Raw genomic sequence first — 19993 nt, 5'->3', positions numbered from 1 at the left:
TTATGAAACGGATCTTATGGCTGCTTGTGGTGATCATTGCCTTTGGTGCAAAGGCAAAAGCCATCAATGCAGATTCCTTATGGATGTATGAACATTACACTAAAAAAGAAGTATATATCCCTATGCGGGATGGTGTAAAACTGTTTACATCCATTTATATACCGAAAGACAATGCCGAAAAACACCCTTTTCTGATAACCCGCACTCCTTACTCCTGCGCTCCATATGGAGACAAAGAGTTCAGACCTTATTATGCCCGGTACACGAATACATACCTGCACGAAGGCTATATCATGGTCATACAGGACGTGCGTGGCCGGTGGATGAGTGAAGGTACCTTTATGGACATTCGTCCTTATAATCCCGCTAAAAAGGGCAGGAACGAGATCGATGAAGCAAGTGATACGTACGACACTATCGACTGGTTGCTGAAAAACATCGCCAACAACAATGGTAAAGCAGGTGTATTTGGCACCTCCTATCCCGGCTTTTACAGCACCATGGCTGCTTTGAGCGGCCACCCTGCACTGAAAGCCGTAAGCCCTCAGGCACCGGTGACTGACTGGTACCACGGCGACGACTTCCACCACAATGGTGCATTCTTCGTTGCCGATGCATTCTCTTTCTACTCCGGTTTTGGTCAGCCAAGACCCAGGCCTACTACCGTAGGGCCTACCAACTTCAATTACTTCACTACCGAAGATAACTACGAGTTCTATCTCAAAACAGGCGCATTGTCAAACTTCTCCCGCCTGATGGGCGATAGCATTGCATTCTGGACAGACCTCATGAGCCATGGTGACTACGATGCATGGTGGAAGGCAAGAGATGTAAGACAATACCTGAAAGGTATTCAGCCGGCAATGCTGGAAGTAGGCGGTGTCTTCGATGCAGAAGATTGCTTTGGTGCATGGAATACTTATAAAGCAATTGAAAAATTAAGCCCTGGTGCAAGTAACCGCATTGTAATGGGTCCATGGTATCATGGCCAGTGGAGCACCAATGATGGTACCCACTTAGGCAATGTTCACTTCGGTAGCAACACATCTGAATACTACCAGGAAAATATCGAAATACCTTTCTTTAATTACTACCTGAAAGGCAAAGGCGCTGCACCTGATATCGCAGAAGCAACCGTCTTCTTTACCGGCGAAAATCAGTGGCGCAAATTCCAGCAATGGCCGCCTGCCAATGTACAGGAGCAATCCATCTACCTGCAGGCAAATGGCAAACTGGATTTCTCCAAACCGCTTGGTGCCAGCAGCTTCTCCGAATATGTCAGCGATCCGGCTAAACCAGTACCATACACGGAAGACGTACATTTCTATCGTACTATCAATTACATGACCGACGACCAGCGTTTTGCCGAGCGCCGCCCCGATGTAGCTACTTTTGCAACCGATGTACTGACAGAAGATATTACACTGGCAGGTCCGCTCACGGCGAAACTTGTAGTCAGCACCAGTGGTACAGATGCTGACTTCATCGTAAAACTGATTGATGTGTTCCCCTATGATTTCAAATATGAAGACAAAGCACGCAGCGAACACTACAGAGTACCATCATCTACCTATCCCATGGGTGGTTATGAAATGCTGGTAAGAGGCGAAATTATGAGGGGTAAATATAGAGAGAGCTTTGAGAAGCCAGTTCCCTTCACACCAGATGCGCCTGCCAATGTAGACTTCACCTTGCCTGACGTAGCACATACATTCCAGAAGGGGCACAAAATCATGATACAGGTACAGAGCAGCTGGTTTCCGCTGGTAGATCGTAACCCGCAGGTGTTTACAGATATCTATCACGCTACAGACAAGGATTTTAAGAAAGCAACCATCCGTATTTATCACGATGCCAGCCATCCATCCGTGATAGAATTGCCGGTGTTGAAATAAAATTTAACTTGCGGGCGTTCAAATATGTAAATTTCGTAAGTCCATTACCATTGATAACTACTATTTTATGATCAGAAAAGCCCTACTGCTGGGAGCACTTGGCGTCATTTCCCTGAATGGATTTGCGCAGAGAAAATCTAAAAAGAACAAAGACAAGGAGCAAACTGTTGTTCCTGTTCTACCTTTACTGCAAACTAAAATCGATACCATCAGCTACGGCATCGGTCAGGATATCGGAAACACCCTGAAAACACAGGGCCTGGATAGCCTGAACCTGAATGTACTGAAACACGCTATCGAAGATGCATTGAGGGATACGACATTAGTAGAAAAAGAAATAGCAAATATGAGTATCAGTAATTATCTCCAACAGATAAAAGCGGAAAAGATGCAAAAGAACAAAGAAGCAGGTGAAAAATTCCTGGCAGAAAATAAGACTAAACCAGGGGTGGTTACACTGCCTAGCGGTTTACAATACCAGATCCTGAAAGAAGGTAATGGTCCCAAGCCTACCGCCGCAGATAAAGTAAAGACACACTATCATGGTACTTTGATCGATGGTACTGTGTTTGATAGTTCTGTAGAAAGAGGTAAGCCTATTTCCTTCCCTGTGGGTGGAGTGATTAAAGGTTGGACCGAAGCGCTGCAGTTGATGCCTGTGGGTTCTAAATGGAGGTTGTTTATACCTGCTGATTTAGCTTATGGCGATCGTCAGGCAGGACCGAAGATCGGGCCGAATAGCGCACTGATTTTTGATGTTGAATTGTTAGACATCGAGAAGTAATAAAAAAGGGGAATTACAATTGTAATTCCCCTTTTTATTATAACTTATTTCCACACTCTCGGGCTCCGCTGCTCTATCATCATCAAATCTGCCAGCGCCATTGCCGCCACCGCTTCCAACACCACCGGTACCCTCAGCGCTATGCACAAATCATGTCTTCCCTTCACACTAAAAGCCTCTACCTGCCCGCTCTTAATATTCAAAGTCTGCTGCTCCTTAGGCGTGCTCGAAGTAGGCTTTACCGCTACACGGAATACCAAAGGATTTCCGTTGGTAATACCTCCTACTACACCACCCGCATTATTCGTCGCAGTCTTTCCACTGGCATCCAGTATTGCATCATTATGCTCTATCCCTTTCATCTTTGCCGCAGCAAAACCAGCACCGAACTCAATGCCTTTGATAGCCGGAATAGCAAATACCGCATGTGCAATACAGGACTCTACTGAATCAAAGAAAGGTTCTCCCAATCCAATTGGCAACCCTTCAACCACGCATTCCACTATACCACCTACAGAGTCTTTCGCAGCAATCGCCGCTTCCAGCCCCTGCTCTGCATCAGGCAAACCAGCTACTTCTTTCAAAGTCGCAGTTACCCTGATGCTTTCGCCCAATATCTTCTTGGCTATTACGCCAGCCGCTACCAGGTTCAGTGTAAGCCTGCCACTAAAGTGTCCGCCACCACGGTAATCTTCAAAGCCGCCATACTTATGCGTGGCTACAAAATCCGCATGACCGGGCCGTGGAAACTCACGCAGCTTCTCATAGTCAGTACTACGCGTATTGTTGTTCTCAAACAAAATTGTAATCGGCGCACCAGTTGTATGGTCATTGAAAACGCCTGATTTGATGTAAGGCAGATCATCTTCCTTACGCGGTGTGGTGCCTTTGGCACCCGCCTTGCGCCTGTCCAGGTCTGGCAGGAAATCTTCCTGCTTTAGCGGAATACCTGCCGGTACACCGTCAATATTCACGCCTACACTAGCGCCATGCGATTCCCCAAAAACATTTACCCGGAATAATCTACCGAAACTGTTCATTAGTATGCTGATTTATCAATGTCATGTTAATGTACCTGACTGGTGGCTCCTTCCTGCTTTACTACACCGCCTAACTTCTGCAAATGTTCATAAAATTCAGGATAAGATTTGTTAATCGCCTCCGCATCTTCAATCACTACCGGACCACTCGCTGTCAATGCAGCTACTGCACATGCCATGGCAATCCTGTGATCGTTGTGAGAGCGCACCGAACCACCTGTAATACCTGTACCACCATGCACCAGCATTTCATCGCCATGCAGGTCTATAAGGATACCCAGTTTGCCAAATTCTTCCTGTAAGGTTTTACCACGGTCACTTTCCTTGTGCGCCAGTCTGCTCACACCCAATATTTTTGTGGTGCCTTCACAATTAGCAGCCAGGGCTACCAGTGGCGGGAACAGATCAGGACAATCAGTCGCATCGAAGTCAAACGCTTTTAATTGTTGCTTTTCCACATTTACAGTGAATACGCCTGGCATCAGGCCAGCACCTGCTTTTTCCAGTGCTTCCAGTATGGCCTTATCAGATTGTGCAGACTGTGTATTGAGGTGGTGTACTTCTGCCTTACCAGCTACCGCAGCAGCTACCAGCAGAAACGCAGCACCGCTCCAATCTCCTTCTACAGTATATTCTCCGGCTTTGTACGCCTGTTTCTTACCAAATGAGAAACGTTCAAAGTTCTCTTCTTTCACCTGTACACCAAACCGCTCCATGAGCTGCAGGGTAAGGGCGATATAAGGTTTGCTCTTCAGGTCTTTTACAGTGATGGTCACATCCTCCGCAACAGCCCCAAAAGCCATCAGTAAGCCCGTAAGGAACTGTGAGCTGAGTGAACCATCGATCGTAATATTTTTAGCCTGCAATGGGCCCTGGATGTGCAAAGGCAGCTTGCCCTCGCGGGAGCTGATCTTTACCCCCACCTGTGGCAGCACTTCTTCGAAGAAGTTCATGGGGCGGGTGGTCAGACTGCCATGGCCATTAATGGTGATAGGCAGTGCAGACAAAGAAGCGATCGGTGTGAACATGCGGATACCGAGACCGGATTCTCCACAATTGATTTCGTTACCGGCAGATTGCACCGGTTGAATACCCTTGCTGGTAATATCGATATAATCTTCCTGGCGGTTGATAACTGCACCCAGTTTGCTGGCTACATCCAGCGCTGCCAGGCAGTCATTGCTCAAACCCGGATTCCGGATAATGCTTTTACCATTGCTCAGCAACGCTGCGGCTACTGCCCTTTGCATAGCGCTTTTGGAAGGATTGGCAGTTACCGTGCCATTGATGCTGCCGGGTAATATTGTTACTTGCATGTGTGTGTTTGGTTGTTTATAGCTCCTCCAGCAACTGCCTGAGCGTTGCCAGCGGTACAGCCTTTGTATGCGCGCTACCTAATTGTTCCAGCAGCACAAAATTGATCGCATCTTTTTCCCTTTTCTTGTCCAGCTTGAAGATGTCGTACATCTCCTCTTTGTTGGTAGTCAGGGTCACCGGCAACTGGTAATCATTGATCAGCCTGATCAACCGGTTTGTTTGTTCCACTGGCAGCGCAGACAGTTTCTCAGAGATTTTGGCTGCTGCCACCATCCCGATAGCCACTGCTTTACCGTGGGCAATGTTCTCAATTTTTTCTACTGCATGCCCCAGGGTATGGCCAAAGTTGAGCCAGCGACGTGATGCCTGCTCAAATTCATCTTCCAGTACTACCTTGGTTTTTAGCTCTACTGAGCGTTCTACCAGGTATTCCAGAACAGCAGCATCCTTTTGCATAGCCTTATCCCGGTTCTCTTCGAGGTAAGTGAATAAGCTCGCATCCAGGATGCAGGCATACTTGATGATCTCTGCAAAACCATTGTGCCATTCTTCGTCAGGCATGGTCAGTGGCAGTGTGTAGTCAAACAGGATAAACTGAGGTTGGCGGGTAGTACCCAGCATATTCTTATGTTTACCATGATTGATACCATTCTTGCCACCGATAGATGCATCTACCTGTGCGAGCAGCGTGGTAGGCACGAAACCTACCGGCATTCCGCGCATGTATATGCTGGCGGCATAACCAGTCAGATCTGTGGTCATGCCACCGCCTATACCTACGAGCATAGTCTTGCGGTCAGCTTCCAGCTCTATGAGCCCATCAATGATCTGTTCGAGTACTTCCTCACTTTTATTCTCTTCTCCATCCGGAATCACCAGCTTTCTCCAACCCTGCAATTTCATTCCGTGGTGTTTATCCACATTCTCATCCACTACCAGTACGGTACGGGATGGATCGGCGTAATTGCCCAGCTGGTCGAGGCTTTCTCCCAGGTAATATTTGGTAGCACTATGCTGGAACTGGTAAGATAATGTTCTCATATATGATTGATGGTTGTGCCTGATTGCCCAGGCCGCCATTATTTGCCTTCGTTCATTACTCTGTTCTGCCTGTTGATTGATTCCAGGTGAACTGCATCGAAGTATTTCAGGATGAAATCCTTGGTCAGACCCAGTTTGTCACCCTTAGCAATACCACGCTCCAGGATTTCATTCCAGCGGTTTGTCTGCAGGATGGTCACATTGTTTTCTTTCTTGTAGATACCAATTTTCTCAGCAATCTTCATACGGTTACCCAGCAGCAGCAGTATTTCATCATCGATCTGGTTGATCTGACCACGCAGTTTATCCAGTGCAGAGTTGAATTCTTTTACATCTGTACGCTCATGACGCCATTTGATACCGTCCAAAATTTCTGCCAGTCTTTCTGGAGTCACCTGTTGTTTCGCATCGCTCCATGCTTTGTCCGGATCAATATGAGATTCCAACATCAGACCATCGTAATCCAGGTCGATTGCTTCCTGGCCAATTTCCTGCAGAATATCACGACGACCACCAATGTGGCTTGGATCGCACACGATAGGCAGTTCTGGCATACGACGCTTCATTTCGATTGGCAGGTGCCACATCGGCGCATTACGGTATTCGGTATTGCCATAGCTGGAGAAACCACGGTGAATCAGACCAATCTTGGTGATGCCTGCGTTACGCACACGTTCTACTGCACCTACCCACAGTTCCAGGTCAGGGTTAATAGGGTTCTTGATCAGTACAGTGGTATCCACACCTTTCAGGGCATCAGCTACTTCCTGTACAGAGAATGGGTTTACAGTAGTACGTGCACCAATCCACAAGATGTCTACATCATGTGCCAGGGCTTCTTCCACCTGCTGACGGGTAGCTACTTCCACAGCCACTGGTAAACCTGTCAGGGCTTTTGCTTTCTGTAACCATGGCAATCCCTGTACACCAATACCTTCAAAGGAACCAGGACGGGTACGTGGTTTCCAGATGCCTGCACGCAGTACATCTACTTTACCTGTCTTAGCCAGGCGCTGTGCGGTTTCAAGTACCTGCTCTTCAGTTTCAGCACTGCAAGGGCCGGAGATGATCAACGGCTTCTTGTCTGAGCCCGGATCAGAGAATTTTGTGTTGGAAAGAACGTTTGCTAATACCATCGTTGTACTTTTTTAGTCCACAGACTATAGTCGATAGTCCATAGTGTTTGATTTGATTATTTGGTTTGTTTCTATGAGCCATCGACTATAGCCCACGAACGATTGTTTACTTATTTTAAAATCTTTCTGATCTTATTTGATTTTTGGATCAGTTTATAAAAAGCATCATAATCTTCATTTTCCAGCAGGTCCTTCATCTGTTGCAACTGGTGGATATGTTCATCCAGTACATCCAGCACATTATGACGGTTATGCTTAAAGATCGGCACCCACATATCAGGAGAGCTTTTGGCCAGGCGTACGGTAGATTCAAAACCACCGCTTGCCAGTTCAAAGATGCGTCCGTGCTCCTTTTCCTTTTGCAATACGGTCAGTGCCAGGGCAAAGGAGGTGATATGAGAAATGTGCGATACGTAGGCAGTATGCAGGTCATGCTCTTCCGCATTCATATATACGAGACGCATCTGCAATTTGTCTACCATATCCTCAACAATTTCCACGGCATCTTCATCACTGTTTTTCACATCGCACAGTACCATGGTCTTGTTGGTGAAAAGGTTCGGTATAGCAGCTTCGGGGCCGGAATACTCCGTGCCGGCCATGGGGTGGGCGGCTACAAAGCGACCTCTGTGGGCATGACCGGCTACGAGTGCTAATATTTTTTCTTTTGTAGAGCCCACATCCATGATCACCTGTTGTGGACCCGCATTATCAAGAATAGAAGGCAGCACTTTCAGCAATCCGTCTACCGGAATCGCCAGTATTACGACTGTGGAGCGCTGCATTGCTGCTTCCAGGGTAGCCCCTTCATTGATGATGCCGAGCTCCTGCGCCTTTCTAAGATTATCTTCGTTCTGGTCCACACCGATGATGTGGGTGGCAACACCCTTTGCTCTCAGGCTGATGGCCAGAGATCCACCGATTAAACCAGTACCTACTATCGTTACGATCATACGTTTGTCTGTTTATTTAATTGTCCTGATCCTTTGCAGCACTTCGTCAAATACTTTTTCATCTTTACACAGGCTCACTCTTATATACCCGTTTCCGTTACTACCGAATATACCACCTGGCGTGATAAATACCTGCGCTTTTTGCAGAATTTCGTCCGTCACAGTAAATCCATCTTTTGCAGTAGCAGGTATCTTAGCCCATACGAACAGACCTACCTGGTCACGATCGAAAGTACAGTTCAGCAATTCCAGCAGTTCGAATACTTTCGCACGGCGGCCGGTATAGATCTTATTCAGTTCGGCATACCATTCAGGACCCAGTTCCAGTGCTTTTACAGCGGCCATTTGTAATGGCTGGAACATACCGGAGTCCATATTGCTTTTAAAGCGCAGTACTTCGTTAATCCATTCCTGCTTACCCACCAGCATACCTACGCGCCATCCGGCCATGTTAGATGATTTGCTGAGGGAGTTCAGTTCCAGTACCACATCCTTCGCACCCGGCGTTTGCAGCAGACTTTGTGGCTGTGCATTCAGGATAAAGCTGTAAGGGTTGTCGTGGCAGATAAGAATATTATGGTCGTTGGCAAATTTGATCAGCTTTTCTGCAAAGGCAGCATTGAAGCGGGCACCGGTCGGCATATGCGGATAGTTTACCCACATCAGCTTCACCTTGCTCAGATCAGTTTTAGCCAATGCATCGAGGTCAGGTAACCATCCGTTTTTTTCTTCCAGGTCATAGTCCCTTACGGTAGCACCACTCAGGTTCACAGCAGAGCGGTAGGTTGGATAACCCGGGTTAGGTACCAGGGCTTCGTCTCCTTCCTGCAGGTAAGTCATGCAGATGTGCATGATCCCTTCTTTGGAACCGATCAGTGGCAGCACTTCTTTTTCAGGATCCAGGGTTACGCCATAGTAGCGCTGGTACCAGCCGGCCATTGCCTGGCGCAGTGCCGGAATTCCTTTGTACCCTTGATAGGCATGCGTATCGGGGCGATGAGCATTTTCATTCAGGGCCTCGATCACAGAAGGATGCGGGGGCAGATCAGGACTACCAATACCAAGGTTGATTACTTTGGCACCAGCCCTGTTCATTTCATCTATCTCTCTCAGTTTTTTGGAGAAGTAGTATTCTTCTGTTTGTTGCAGCCTTTTTGCTACCTGTAAGTTCATATCGTATGATTGAAAAATAGGATTATAATGTTTTGCCTTTTTTGTAGATACCGAGCACTTTCAGATGTTCAGTCAGCGGTGTGATTTTGCTGATGCCTTTCTGGAAAGTAGCCAGATCATCAAATTCGAAATCGGCGTGGAAATAATAGTTCCACTCTTTGGTTGGCATCGGAAAAGACTGCAGCTTGCTCAGGTTAATACCTGTATTTGCTACCTGTGTCAGCACTTTTGCCAGGGATCCGGACTCGTTGGAAGTCTGGAAGTATACGGATGCTTTGTTGGAGTCTGCCGCAGGTTCTACACCATTGGGAGAGACAACCAGGAAGCGGGTATAGTTGTTCTTGATGGTATGGATGTTGGGTGCAATGATTTCCAGACCATAAATCTCAGCGGCCAGTTTGCCCGCGATGGCTGCTGTAGTTTTTAATTTCTTCGCAGCCACATGCTTTGCACTCAGGGCGGTATCTTCAGTTTCCACCAGCTTCATTTGCGGATACTTGTCCAGGAAGTCAGTACACTGCAGGAGCGCCATGTGGTGAGAATGTACTTCCCTGATATCCTCCAGTTGCTGCCCGGGCAGTGCCATCAGGTGTTGCTTGATGTGGAGGTAGATCTCGCCTACTACATGCAGGTTCGAATTTTTCAGCAGGGTGTAGTTGGGAAGAATGCTTCCGGCAATCGAGTTTTCGATGGCCATCACACCTGCATCGGCTACCTGCGTTTTGACTTTCTTAATCAATTCCGCGAACGAAGCACAACATTCGATCGTAATATCCTTTCCGTAGTATCCTTGTGCCGCTATTTGGTGAAAACACCCTTCGAATCCCTGAATTGCGATGTGCATCTTTAATGTGATTTGTTTGTGTTTGATAGTTGCTACAACAACTACCGGGTAAAATGAAAAAGGGCCCCGGTTGAGCCGGGACCCTTTAAAGTGCATTTATATGTTTAGTGCATTTTTTACAAAAGAGTCCCGGCCTTTACGACGTAAAAGAAAAAGTAAAAAAAGTAAAAGAAGTAAAGACTGAAACGACGTAACATAGATCAAGTTATTAGAAAAAAAGAAGGCCTCCCTTATCGGGAGGCCTTTTTGTTAGTTTCTTTTTATGTTTAAGTACTACAAACGACCTCCCCTAATTCTGATACCAGAAAAAGTAGAAACCATAAAAGTAACCAAAGGTTGTTTGCTGTATCATAATTTGCTTGAATTGCCCGACAAAAATACGTCAGGATTTGAATTGTCCAAGCACTTTTGTAAAAAATTATATTCTTTTTAATAAACAGGCAGAATTCTATCGATTTATTCAAAAATGAAGGCCCCGCTACCCCTATAAGTAAAAAAAAACCGCCCTGCAAGGTGCAGAGCGGTATATAAAAAGCCTTTATTTGCTTACCAGGGTAAGATTAGTGCTTAGCAGCAGAATCTTTAGCAGCACCAGCAACTGAATCAATAGCAGCTTTAGCGGTATCAGCTTTAGCAGTGATTGAATCCTGAGCAGCGTTTGCTACTGAATCGATAGCCTGTGTAGTTGCAGCTGTAGAATCAGCAGCAGTTTCGCTAGCGCCACCACCACATGCAGTTACAAATACACCCAGTGCTAATGCTAAGAAACCAATTTTCAGTGCGTTCTTCATTTTTTTTATTTTTTAGGTTTTTTGAAATATTGTTTCTTCTTTATACCTGGTTAAAGAAAAGGTAACCCTGCTTTTCAGAATTTTTTTTCAAAAAAACTCTTTTTTTCATAAAAGCCCCTGTAGACAAGGTTTTTAATTATATAAATTATAAGTTTATATGAAAAAAGATTGCAGCCTGCATCTATCACCTGGCTGAAAACTTATTTTTTTTCCTCTACTTTGGGTTACCAAAGCGATATAATAGTATTAATAAGTGAAGCATAATCTGAACATAGAAAGGGATCGGGAATTATTACTGGGACTTGCCCGGAATGACGATAAGGCGCTGTCTGCCATCTACGTGGAAAATTTTCCAGCCGTATTAAGAATGGTATTACAGCACAAAGGTTCTGAGGATGATGCGAAAGATCTTTTCCAGGAGGCCATGATCGTACTGTATGAGAAAGCACAAACAAGTGAATTTGATCTCTACAGTAAGCTCAAGACCTATTTATACGCCATCTGCCGCCACCTCTGGCTCAAAAAGCTGCAGTCGGGTAGCTGGCAGCTCTCCCTGCCGGAGGAACTCGAAGAAGTAATACCAGCAGACAACCACATGGAAGACCATGATAAAAAGGATGAACAGTTCCGCATCATGGAGCAGGCTATGGGTAGTATGGGAGAACCCTGCAAAACCATCCTGGAAGATTATTATATCAGGAAACTCTCTATGGCAGATATAGCAGAGAAATTCGGGTACACCAACGCGGAAAATGCGAAGAACCAGAAGTACAAGTGCCTGATGCGATTGAAGAAACTCTTTTTTGATAAATATAAATTATAGGGCCCACCACAGGACCCGCAAAGTGGTTTACAGGCGATGAACGATACAAATTTAATACGTGACATTGAACGCTATCTGGAAGGCGACATGAATATGCAGGAAAAAACTGCATTCGAAGCGCTGTGTCAGTCCGACCCGGTAGTAAATGAGCAGTTGAAAGCCCATCAGCACATTACGGCACAGCTGGAAAGTTACGGCCGCAGATTGGCGCTACAGGAGAAAATGGACCAGGTCCATGCCTCCCTCGATATGGATATGCTGCGCGATGCAGCCGCTCCTACCCCAGCCAGGGTGATCACCTTCCGCAGAAGGTTACTTACAAACGTAGCGGCTGCTGCATGTATAGCCCTCGCTACCTCACTGACCACGATCGCCCTCATCCAGCGGTCAAACAGGCAAAAAACGACTGCACAATACGAGGATGTAAGACGGGTGCTCAACAATATCCAACGCTCTCAGAACGCCCTCATCAACGATATTAATAATAAGAAGAGAATACCCGCCAACCCCGGCACTTACGGAGGTACTGGTTTTGCCATTACCGACAATGGGTATGTGGTCACTAACTACCACGTGGTAGCAGGTGCCGATTCTATCTATATCCAGAATACCAAAGGAGAAGCCTACAAGGTAACCAGTGTATTCGAAGACATTTCCAGCGACCTGGCGATCTTAAAGATCACAGATAGCACCTTCAGAAGCCAGCCTATTCCTTATTCCGTAAAATTCCAGAAAGCCCTGCGTGGCGAAAAAGTCTTTACACTGGGTTATCCACGTGATGAGATTGTTTATGGAGAAGGCTATATCAGTGCACAGACCGGTTTTAATGGAGATTCTGCCGCATACCAGGTGTCTATACCTGTAAACCCGGGCAACAGTGGTGCGCCGCTGATGGATGCAAAGGGCGATGTAGTAGGTATCGTTACTGGCAAACAAACCACTGCTGACGGAATTGCCTTTGCAGTAAAATCAGCACAGCTGAAGCGCCTGCTGGAAGAAATGCCGAAGGAGAAAATGGGCAAGTGGAATCACAAAAACCGACTGGAAAACCTGACCCGCGTGGAACAGATCAAAAAGCTGGAAGACTTTGTATATATGGTGAAAGTCTACAACTGATAAAATATTTTTTCTATTGGCCTCTGCAACCAAAACGGCCACCCTGGATTCAGGGTGGCCGTTCGTTTTATAATTATTTCTTCTTCCAGGCTTTGTACCTATCCGTGATCCAGTACATCAGGTCTTCTGTCGGCATCATTCTCAGCGTATCGTAATCCGGATAATTTTCCATCATAAACAGTCGCAGGCTATCTCCTTTCAATGTGGTTACCCTGCTCACGAATAATGGCGTATACCTTGAATCAATGTATCTGTCCCGCTCAGCCTTTGCATAAATCTTCTTGAACTCCCGCTTCTGTTTCTCCTTTCTGGAATACCTGGTAAACGGGCTGAATACAATTCCTGCGCCTACAGGTGTACTGCCTCCTGCCAATGGCTTGTCAGGATTATCCAGGATATACCCAAACTGGTCCCGCCTGTTGATAGAGTCCAGCTGATAAGGTGTATACTTTGTGGTCACCTCTACACCATGCAATTGCCTGCTTTCTACGACCAGGTGAATCTCTCTCGTTACTACGCCACTTTCTGCACTCACTACCAGGCTATCAGGATTGTACCCCAGGAACCCAAACACCACCATATCTCCCTTCTTCGCTGAAATCTTGTAAAAACCGCCCTTATCAGAATAGGACCTGCGCCCCGTTGTTTTGTTTGTAATACTTGCATAGGGTAACACCAATCCATTCTCCTTGTCTACAATCATACCGGTCAGGGTAACCTGCGCCTGGCTCTTTTCTGCCAGCAGACTGCAAAGTACCAGCAGGAGCAATAAGGGCAATTGTTTCATATATCTGTTCTGTTTATTCCACCAAGTTCCTTAAAAAAACTAAAAAATCCCCCCGTTGCCAGGAGGATTTTGCATGATTATTTTGCCACAGTAAAAGTATAATCACTCAACTGGCACCTCTTATCACCTGTAAAAGAATGGCTATTAAGGCTATCACCAACAGGATGTGAATTAACCCACCTGCGGAATATACAAAGAAGCCTAACAACCAACCGATAATAAGTATTACTGCAATGATATATAATAGACTTCCCATTTTACACAGATTTAAGCATGTTAATAACTTCGTCCCTGCTCTTGCCCAGCTTTTGCTGAATTTTACCAATCAGCCGATCTTCCTGCCCCTCTTCGTACAGCAGATCATCGTCTGTCAACTCTGCGTATTGCTGCTTAATCCTACCCTTGATTTCGTTCCAGGCACCTTTTATTTGTAAAGTATCCATAACATTAACGTTTTGGGTGAAACAATGCTTTACAGATATAAATTCCAAAGACTATGCCAGAGGAACACCTGTTATTAATAGGCTACAGCTGTGATAGCTGTGCTGAATACCCGTTCTTCGCCGGGCTCCAGGCTCACCAGGCCCATGCCGTTATTAAAGGCATTCGGGGCCCCGGTGAGGTGCTCAATCGCAATACTATTGCGGTGAGCAGGAATATAAATCTGTAGAATCGGGTAGCATGGTTCGGGGTGGAAATGGATCAACACCCGCTTTTGTGGATCCCGCAATGTGGCCAGGGCGCTATGCCTGCTAAAATCCAGCACAAAACTGTTATCCAGCGGTATACCTGCCAGGCTTTGGGCTTCCAGGAACCGATCGTAAGGCAGCACATGACCTGTTGGTACCAGTTGCGCATTAAATTCTACTATTTGTTCCGAAGCGAACTGCAATTCCAGCTCATCGACAGGGGTTCCCGTACTAAAATAAGGATGCCAGCCGTCCATGAGGGGAATCGCCGTGTCAGCGTTGTTCAGGATAAAAGTAGAGATGCGTAGCTGCTGCCCCGGTACCAGGTGGTACCTGACCTCACAGGCATAGGGGAACGGATATCCGGCGTCATTCCCAGAGTAAGTATGGAGCAAAGTCAACACAGCTCCCTTTTCATCTGCTTCCCGGCTTACTACCTCAAACGGTACATCGTAGAGCAGACCATGAATGGCATTGCCGGAGGAGAGTGTTTTGCTAATGGTGTATTCCTGTTCTTCCCAGCGATATGTACCGGCAGGGATACGGCAGGCAAAAGGACTTAGCTTGGCACTCTTGTAATAATTTGGCAGGTTCACCTGGTAATCATCCAGGCTTTCATAACTATCTATGATGTTCAGGAAACTATCTCTATGTGGTATTTTAAAGGCATGCAGCAGTGCACTGTGTGCCGGGATGATCTCTGCCCTTGTACCAGTGTCGCCGTCGATAAGAGCGATGATATCAAAACCTGATTGATGATATGATTCTATGGAAAACATGGTGCTTAATTGTGTACACCAAGTTACACAAAAAAGGCCGCTACATGGTAGCGGCCCTTCCTTATAATCAGTTAAATTTAGATATACTGATTGATGATATTCTCCAGCCATTCCTGTTTGCCACTGATCATCTTTGGCTCGCCATTCGCAATCGCAAAGCTGCGCAGGTCTTCCAGTGTCAGTTTACCATCTTCAAATTCCTTTCCTTTACCGCTGTCAAATGATGCATAACGGTCTTTACGGAATTGTTTGTAAGGAGACTGTTCCAGTATCTTTTCTGCTACAATCGCTGCACGTGCAAATGAATCGATACCACCAATGTGTGCATGGAAAATGTCTTCCAGGTCAGTAGAGTTACGACGTGTTTTCGCGTCGAAGTTCACACCACCACCTGCAAATCCACCCGCTTCCAGGATCACCAGCATCGCTTCGACCAGGTCATTCAGGTTCATTGGGAACTGGTCAGTATCCCAACCATTCTGGTAATCGCCACGGTTCGCATCAATGCTGCCCAGGAAACCGGCATCAGCTGCAACCTGCAGTTCATGCTGGAAGGTATGACCTGCCAGTGTTGCATGGTTTACTTCAATGTTCAGTTTAAAATCCTTGTCCAGACCGTAATGACGGAGGAAACCGATTACAGTAGCTGAATCGTAATCGTACTGGTGTTTCGTAGGCTCACAAGGTTTAGGCTCGATGAAGAACGTACCTTTGAAACCTTGTTTGCGTGCATAGTCACGGGCAATGCCGAGGAATCGTGCCAGGTGTTCCTGCTCACGTTTCATATTGGTATTCAGCAGGGTCATGTAACCTTCGCGGCCACCCCAGAATACGTAGTTTTCACCTCCCAGTGCGATTGTCGCATCCATGGAGTTTTTTACCTGTGTACCTGCGTAAGCCACTACAGAAAAGTCAGGGTTGGTGCTGGCACCGTTCATATAGCGGGGATTGCTGAATACATTCGCAGTTCCCCAGAGCAGTTTTACACCGCTGGCTTTTTGTTTTTCTTTCGCATACTCCACGATTGCCTGCATGCGGCTTTCGTATTCAGCGATGTTTGCACCTTCGTCTACCAGGTCTACATCGTGGAAGCAGTAGTAAGGAAGGCCCAGTTTGGTAATGAATTCAAATGCTGCATCCATTTTGTCTTTTGCGCTCTGCACAGCATCTGGCGCTGTGAGCCATGGAAATGCTTTGGTGCCCGGACCGAATGGGTCGCCGCCGGTTCCGCAGAAGGTGTGCCAGTAAGACACCGCAAAGCGGAAGAGTTCCTTCATGGTTTTTCCACCAATCTTTCTGTTCTCATCGTACCATTTGTATGCAAATGGGTTGTTTGACTGAGGACCTTCATAGGCGATTTTGCCAATGCCTTTGAAGTATTCCTTGTTTCCTAGTGTAATGCTCATTGTCAGTGTTTTTTTTGATCCTAACGTGTTATGTGTGTGTGTTTCTTTTTTAATTGCAGACTGCTTCGCAGTCAGATGTTAATGCAGGGAGGACAATCCCTCTGAGTGGATGTATTACCTCTTTCATGACTGGACATATCCTTTTCCATAACTGGAAGTATCCTCTTCCTTATCAAATTTCCTTCTTCAATCCTTCCAGCCACTCCTCATAAATCTCCTTATACGAATTATTCGCCTCCGGCTCTATCGTAGCCAAACACTCCATGCCCTTAAACGCATCCTCTACTGCATACAATCCGGCTCCCACACCCGCTGCTCTTGCAGCCCCCTGCGCACCATCCGTATTGTACAACTCAATCACCACATCAGCCGTATTTGCAAATACCTCTCTGAATAATGGACTCAGGAACATATTCGCATGCCCCGCCCGCACGCGTGAAATATTCAATCCCATATCCTTCATTATATCCATCCCGTATTTCAGGGCAAATACAATCCCTTCCTGTGCTGCACGCAGCATATGCTCCCGGCCATGAATATTGAAATTGAGCCCCTTCAATGATGCACCCAATTCCTTGTTTGCAAGAATACGTTCCGCACCATTTCCAAACGGATAGATCTTCAATCCCCGGGCACCTACCGGCGCTACCGCTGCCAGGGCATTCATCTCTTCGTAAGATGGCTTGCCTACCAGTGTTCGCATCCAGCTGTTCAAAATGCCCGTACCATTCAGGCACATGAGCACACCATTACGATGCGCAGCTGCTGTATCATTCACATGTACAAAAGTATTCACCCTGCTCTGTGCATCAAATGCAATATGATCATGTACTGCATATACCACACCCGACGTGCCTGCTGTGGTAGCGGCTTCGCCAGGTTGCAATACATTCAGTGAAAATGCATTATTCGGCTGGTCGCCCGCACGGTACGTTACCGGTATACCAGGTGCCAGTCCTAACAACGCAGCTGCCTGCGCCGTCACCTTCCCTTGTAAACCAAAAGTAGGAACCACATTCGACAACAGCTTCTCACTAATGCCATAATGTTTCAGCAACACCGGCGATACCTGGTGCATACTGAAATCCCAGAAAATCCCTTCAGACAAACCAGAAATAGTCGTTGCTGCATCACCCGTCAGGCGCATAGCAATGAAATCGCCAGGGAGCATCACTTTGTCAATGCGCTCATAGATGGCAGGCTCATACTCCTGTACCCAACGTAATTTAGAAGCCGTAAAATTTCCGGGAGAGTTTAAGAGATATTGCAGGCACCAGTTAGGGCTCAGCTTTTCAAAAGCTGTATTCCCTATTTCAACTGCCCTGCTGTCGCACCAGATAATTGCAGGGCGCAATACCTGTTGCTCCTTATCCACACATACCAATCCATGCATCTGGTAGGCAATGCCTATCCCTGCTACAGCCGATCCATCAAAGGGGTGAATTTGTTGTAACTTTTTCGTTGCATGTTGAACTTCCTGCCACCACATCTCAGGGTCCTGTTCTGCCCATCCCGCCACCGGCGCATGCATGGGCATTTCCTGGGCAGGGCTGATCGCCGTCGCCACACATTTTCCTGTATCAGTGTCCAGCAGGGCCGCCTTTACTGAAGACGATCCTATATCATAACCAATCGTATACCTCATAACGCTTGCAGGTTTATAAAAAAGAAAGCTGGCTATACATCATGTTGTAAGCCAGCTTTGTCAAATATCTCTTACCAGAAAATGGTATATAATGCCACCAGGATACCGCAAATCAAAATCGCTGTAATGGCAAATGGCATAGATGTTCTGAACATAGATGCATCCACTTCCAGACCTTTGGATTCATCTACCAATTCAGCACCCGCTACCTTCACTTTAGCAGGAGCTAACAATGAAATCAGGATCATAACAATTACACACACCACGAATACAATACCCATACGATCCAGGAACGGAATCTCATACAACTTGCTGTCTGGTGAAATGGCTGAAAATCCTATACCAGATAAACCGGAAAGATCCGTCCATTTTGGCAACACCTTCAGGATGATGGACATTGCGAAACCACCCACCATCGCAAATAATGCCGCACCGGGAGTGGTACGTTTCCAGAAAAATCCCAGCAGGAACATCGCAAAAATACCCGGAGATACGAAACCAGTGTACTCCTGTATAAACTTGAAGCCACCTTTCTCAATACCGAGGAATGGAGAAATTATAATGGCCAGGATCATCGCTACGATTACCACAATTTTACCTACACGCACAACGTGCCTTTCATCTGCATCCTTCGCAAAGTGCTCTTTATAGATATCCAGTGAAAAGATAGTAGAAATACTGTTCGCCTTACCAGCCAGGGAAGCCACTATTGCTGCAGTGTGCGCGGCAAAAGCCAACCCCTTCATACCAATTGGCAACAGGTTCATTAATACCGGATAAGCATTGTCCGCATTGGTTACACCATCCTTCAGCATTTCTGACTGGAACAAGCCCTGGCTATGCAGTACATAAGCAGCAATACCAGGTAATACCACGATCAATGGCATCAGGAGTTTCAGGAAACCTGCAAACAGCAAACCAGAGCGCGCTGTTTTCAGATCAGCACCCAATGCACGCTGTGTAATATATTGATTACAACCCCAATAGTTTAAGTTTACAATCCACATACCACCTACCAGGATAGATAATCCAGGCAGATCCAGGTAATGCGGATCATTTCTTTTCAGGATCATGTGGAAGTGATCGCCCGCATGTTGAGTTATCAGGTGGAAGCCTTTGAGCACACCAGTTTCACCGAAGTGTTCGGATACCAGGTTGAGTGCCAGGTAAGTAGTAGCCAGACCACCCATGATCAGGAAGAATACCTGGATCACGTCTGTATAACCAATTACCTTCATACCACCCAGCGTGATAAATACAGCAAAAACAGCCAGCAATATCATACAGACTTCAAAGTTAATTCCTGAAATCGTGTTGATTGCCAGTGCACCCAGGTACAGAATGGAAGTCAGGTTCACCACCACATAGAGCAGCAACCAGAATACCGCCATAATGGTACTCACTGTTTTGTTATACCTGCGCAGCAGGAACTGCGGCATGGTATAAATCTTGTTTTTCAGATAAATGGGGAGGAAAAACACAGCTACGATAATCAGGGTAGCAGCCGCCATCCATTCGTAAGTGGAAATCGCCAAACCTATATTAAAACCGGAACCAGCCATTCCTATAAACTGTTCTGCAGAGATGTTGGAAGCAATCAGGGAAGCACCAATAGCCCACCATGTAAGGGAACCTTCTGCCAGGAAAAAGTCTTTGGAATCAGCAGTTTTTCGTTTCTTTTTCTGGTAGATATATATACCGTAACCGGCAACGATCGCGAAATACACCAAAAAGACGACATAATCGAGGAATTGTAAACTCTTTTGCATAAAAT

Annotated in this window: 19 protein-coding genes; 4 read left to right on the top strand and 15 right to left on the bottom strand. The window is 46.3% G+C overall.

The genetic code is table 11. The features are described from left to right. Nucleotides 1-2 precede the first annotated feature (2 nt). A complete protein-coding gene (locus tag ABDW16_RS02245) occupies nt 3-1895 on the top strand; it encodes a CocE/NonD family hydrolase (RefSeq protein WP_343667488.1) in 1893 nt (630 codons plus the stop codon). Nucleotides 1896-1962: 67 nt separating this feature from the next. Beyond that, entirely contained in the window at nt 1963-2679 is a 717-nt protein-coding gene (locus ABDW16_RS02240; RefSeq protein ID WP_343667487.1) for an FKBP-type peptidyl-prolyl cis-trans isomerase, read from the top strand. 44 nt (nt 2680-2723) lie between these two features. Here ABDW16_RS02240 and ABDW16_RS02235 read toward each other — a convergent pair whose 3' ends face one another. The 8 genes from ABDW16_RS02235 to ABDW16_RS02200 form a co-directional block, all read right to left on the bottom strand. Beyond that, on the bottom strand, nt 2724-3719 hold the full coding sequence (locus tag ABDW16_RS02235) for a chorismate synthase (RefSeq protein ID WP_343667486.1): 996 nt from the start codon (nt 3717-3719) through the stop codon (nt 2724-2726). A 26-nt stretch (nt 3720-3745) separates the two neighbouring features. Then, nucleotides 3746-5035, bottom strand: coding sequence for a 3-phosphoshikimate 1-carboxyvinyltransferase (aroA, locus tag ABDW16_RS02230; RefSeq protein ID WP_343667485.1), 1290 nt, complete (start codon nt 5033-5035; stop codon nt 3746-3748). A gap of 16 nt (nt 5036-5051) precedes the next feature. Beyond that, on the bottom strand, nt 5052-6077 hold the full coding sequence (aroB, locus tag ABDW16_RS02225) for a 3-dehydroquinate synthase (protein ID WP_343667484.1): 1026 nt from the start codon (nt 6075-6077) through the stop codon (nt 5052-5054). 38 nt (nt 6078-6115) lie between these two features. Further along, the gene (locus tag ABDW16_RS02220) at nt 6116-7213 is read right to left on the bottom strand and encodes a chorismate mutase (RefSeq protein WP_343667483.1); all 1098 of its coding nucleotides are present in this window, start codon (nt 7211-7213) and stop codon (nt 6116-6118) included. Nucleotides 7214-7323: 110 nt separating this feature from the next. After that, nucleotides 7324-8166, bottom strand: coding sequence for a prephenate dehydrogenase (locus ABDW16_RS02215; RefSeq protein ID WP_343667482.1), 843 nt, complete (start codon nt 8164-8166; stop codon nt 7324-7326). A gap of 12 nt (nt 8167-8178) precedes the next feature. Next, on the bottom strand, nt 8179-9339 hold the full coding sequence (locus tag ABDW16_RS02210; protein ID WP_343667481.1) for an aminotransferase class I/II-fold pyridoxal phosphate-dependent enzyme: 1161 nt from the start codon (nt 9337-9339) through the stop codon (nt 8179-8181). Between the two features lie 22 nt (nt 9340-9361). Further along, the gene (locus ABDW16_RS02205) at nt 9362-10183 is read right to left on the bottom strand and encodes a prephenate dehydratase (RefSeq protein ID WP_343667480.1); all 822 of its coding nucleotides are present in this window, start codon (nt 10181-10183) and stop codon (nt 9362-9364) included. 560 nt (nt 10184-10743) lie between these two features. After that, entirely contained in the window at nt 10744-10974 is a 231-nt protein-coding gene (locus tag ABDW16_RS02200) for a hypothetical protein (protein WP_343667479.1), read from the bottom strand. A 253-nt stretch (nt 10975-11227) separates the two neighbouring features. Here ABDW16_RS02200 and ABDW16_RS02195 point away from each other — a divergent pair, with 253 nt between their 5' ends. Next, entirely contained in the window at nt 11228-11797 is a 570-nt protein-coding gene (locus ABDW16_RS02195; RefSeq protein ID WP_343667478.1) for a sigma-70 family RNA polymerase sigma factor, read from the top strand. Nucleotides 11798-11833: 36 nt separating this feature from the next. Beyond that, complete coding sequence (locus ABDW16_RS02190) at nt 11834-12913, top strand: S1C family serine protease (RefSeq protein ID WP_343667477.1); 1080 nt, start codon at nt 11834-11836, stop codon at nt 12911-12913. 73 nt (nt 12914-12986) lie between these two features. Here the strand turns inward: ABDW16_RS02190 and ABDW16_RS02185 are convergent, their stop codons facing one another. The 7 genes from ABDW16_RS02185 to ABDW16_RS02155 form a co-directional block, all read right to left on the bottom strand. Next, nucleotides 12987-13700: a carboxypeptidase-like regulatory domain-containing protein gene (locus ABDW16_RS02185; RefSeq protein WP_343667476.1), complete on the bottom strand. Its 714-nt coding sequence runs from the start codon at nt 13698-13700 to the stop codon at nt 12987-12989. A 106-nt stretch (nt 13701-13806) separates the two neighbouring features. Beyond that, the gene (locus ABDW16_RS02180) at nt 13807-13956 is read right to left on the bottom strand and encodes a lmo0937 family membrane protein (protein ID WP_343667475.1); all 150 of its coding nucleotides are present in this window, start codon (nt 13954-13956) and stop codon (nt 13807-13809) included. A gap of 1 nt (nt 13957) precedes the next feature. Continuing rightward, the gene (locus tag ABDW16_RS02175) at nt 13958-14143 is read right to left on the bottom strand and encodes a CsbD family protein (RefSeq protein WP_343667474.1); all 186 of its coding nucleotides are present in this window, start codon (nt 14141-14143) and stop codon (nt 13958-13960) included. 74 nt (nt 14144-14217) lie between these two features. Continuing rightward, nucleotides 14218-15168, bottom strand: coding sequence for an aldose 1-epimerase (locus tag ABDW16_RS02170; protein ID WP_343667473.1), 951 nt, complete (start codon nt 15166-15168; stop codon nt 14218-14220). Between the two features lie 77 nt (nt 15169-15245). Beyond that, a complete protein-coding gene (xylA, locus tag ABDW16_RS02165) occupies nt 15246-16574 on the bottom strand; it encodes a xylose isomerase (protein WP_343667472.1) in 1329 nt (442 codons plus the stop codon). A gap of 172 nt (nt 16575-16746) precedes the next feature. Beyond that, entirely contained in the window at nt 16747-18219 is a 1473-nt protein-coding gene (locus ABDW16_RS02160) for an FGGY family carbohydrate kinase (RefSeq protein ID WP_343667471.1), read from the bottom strand. A gap of 71 nt (nt 18220-18290) precedes the next feature. Further along, entirely contained in the window at nt 18291-19988 is a 1698-nt protein-coding gene (locus tag ABDW16_RS02155; RefSeq protein ID WP_343667470.1) for a sodium/sugar symporter, read from the bottom strand. Nucleotides 19989-19993 lie beyond the last annotated feature (5 nt).

It is taken from the genome of Chitinophaga sp. (genome assembly GCF_039596135.1).
GTDB lineage: Bacteria > Bacteroidota > Bacteroidia > Chitinophagales > Chitinophagaceae > Chitinophaga.
The sequence above is the reverse complement of the archived record's forward strand: the minus strand, read 5'-3'. Positions and strand labels throughout refer to the sequence as shown.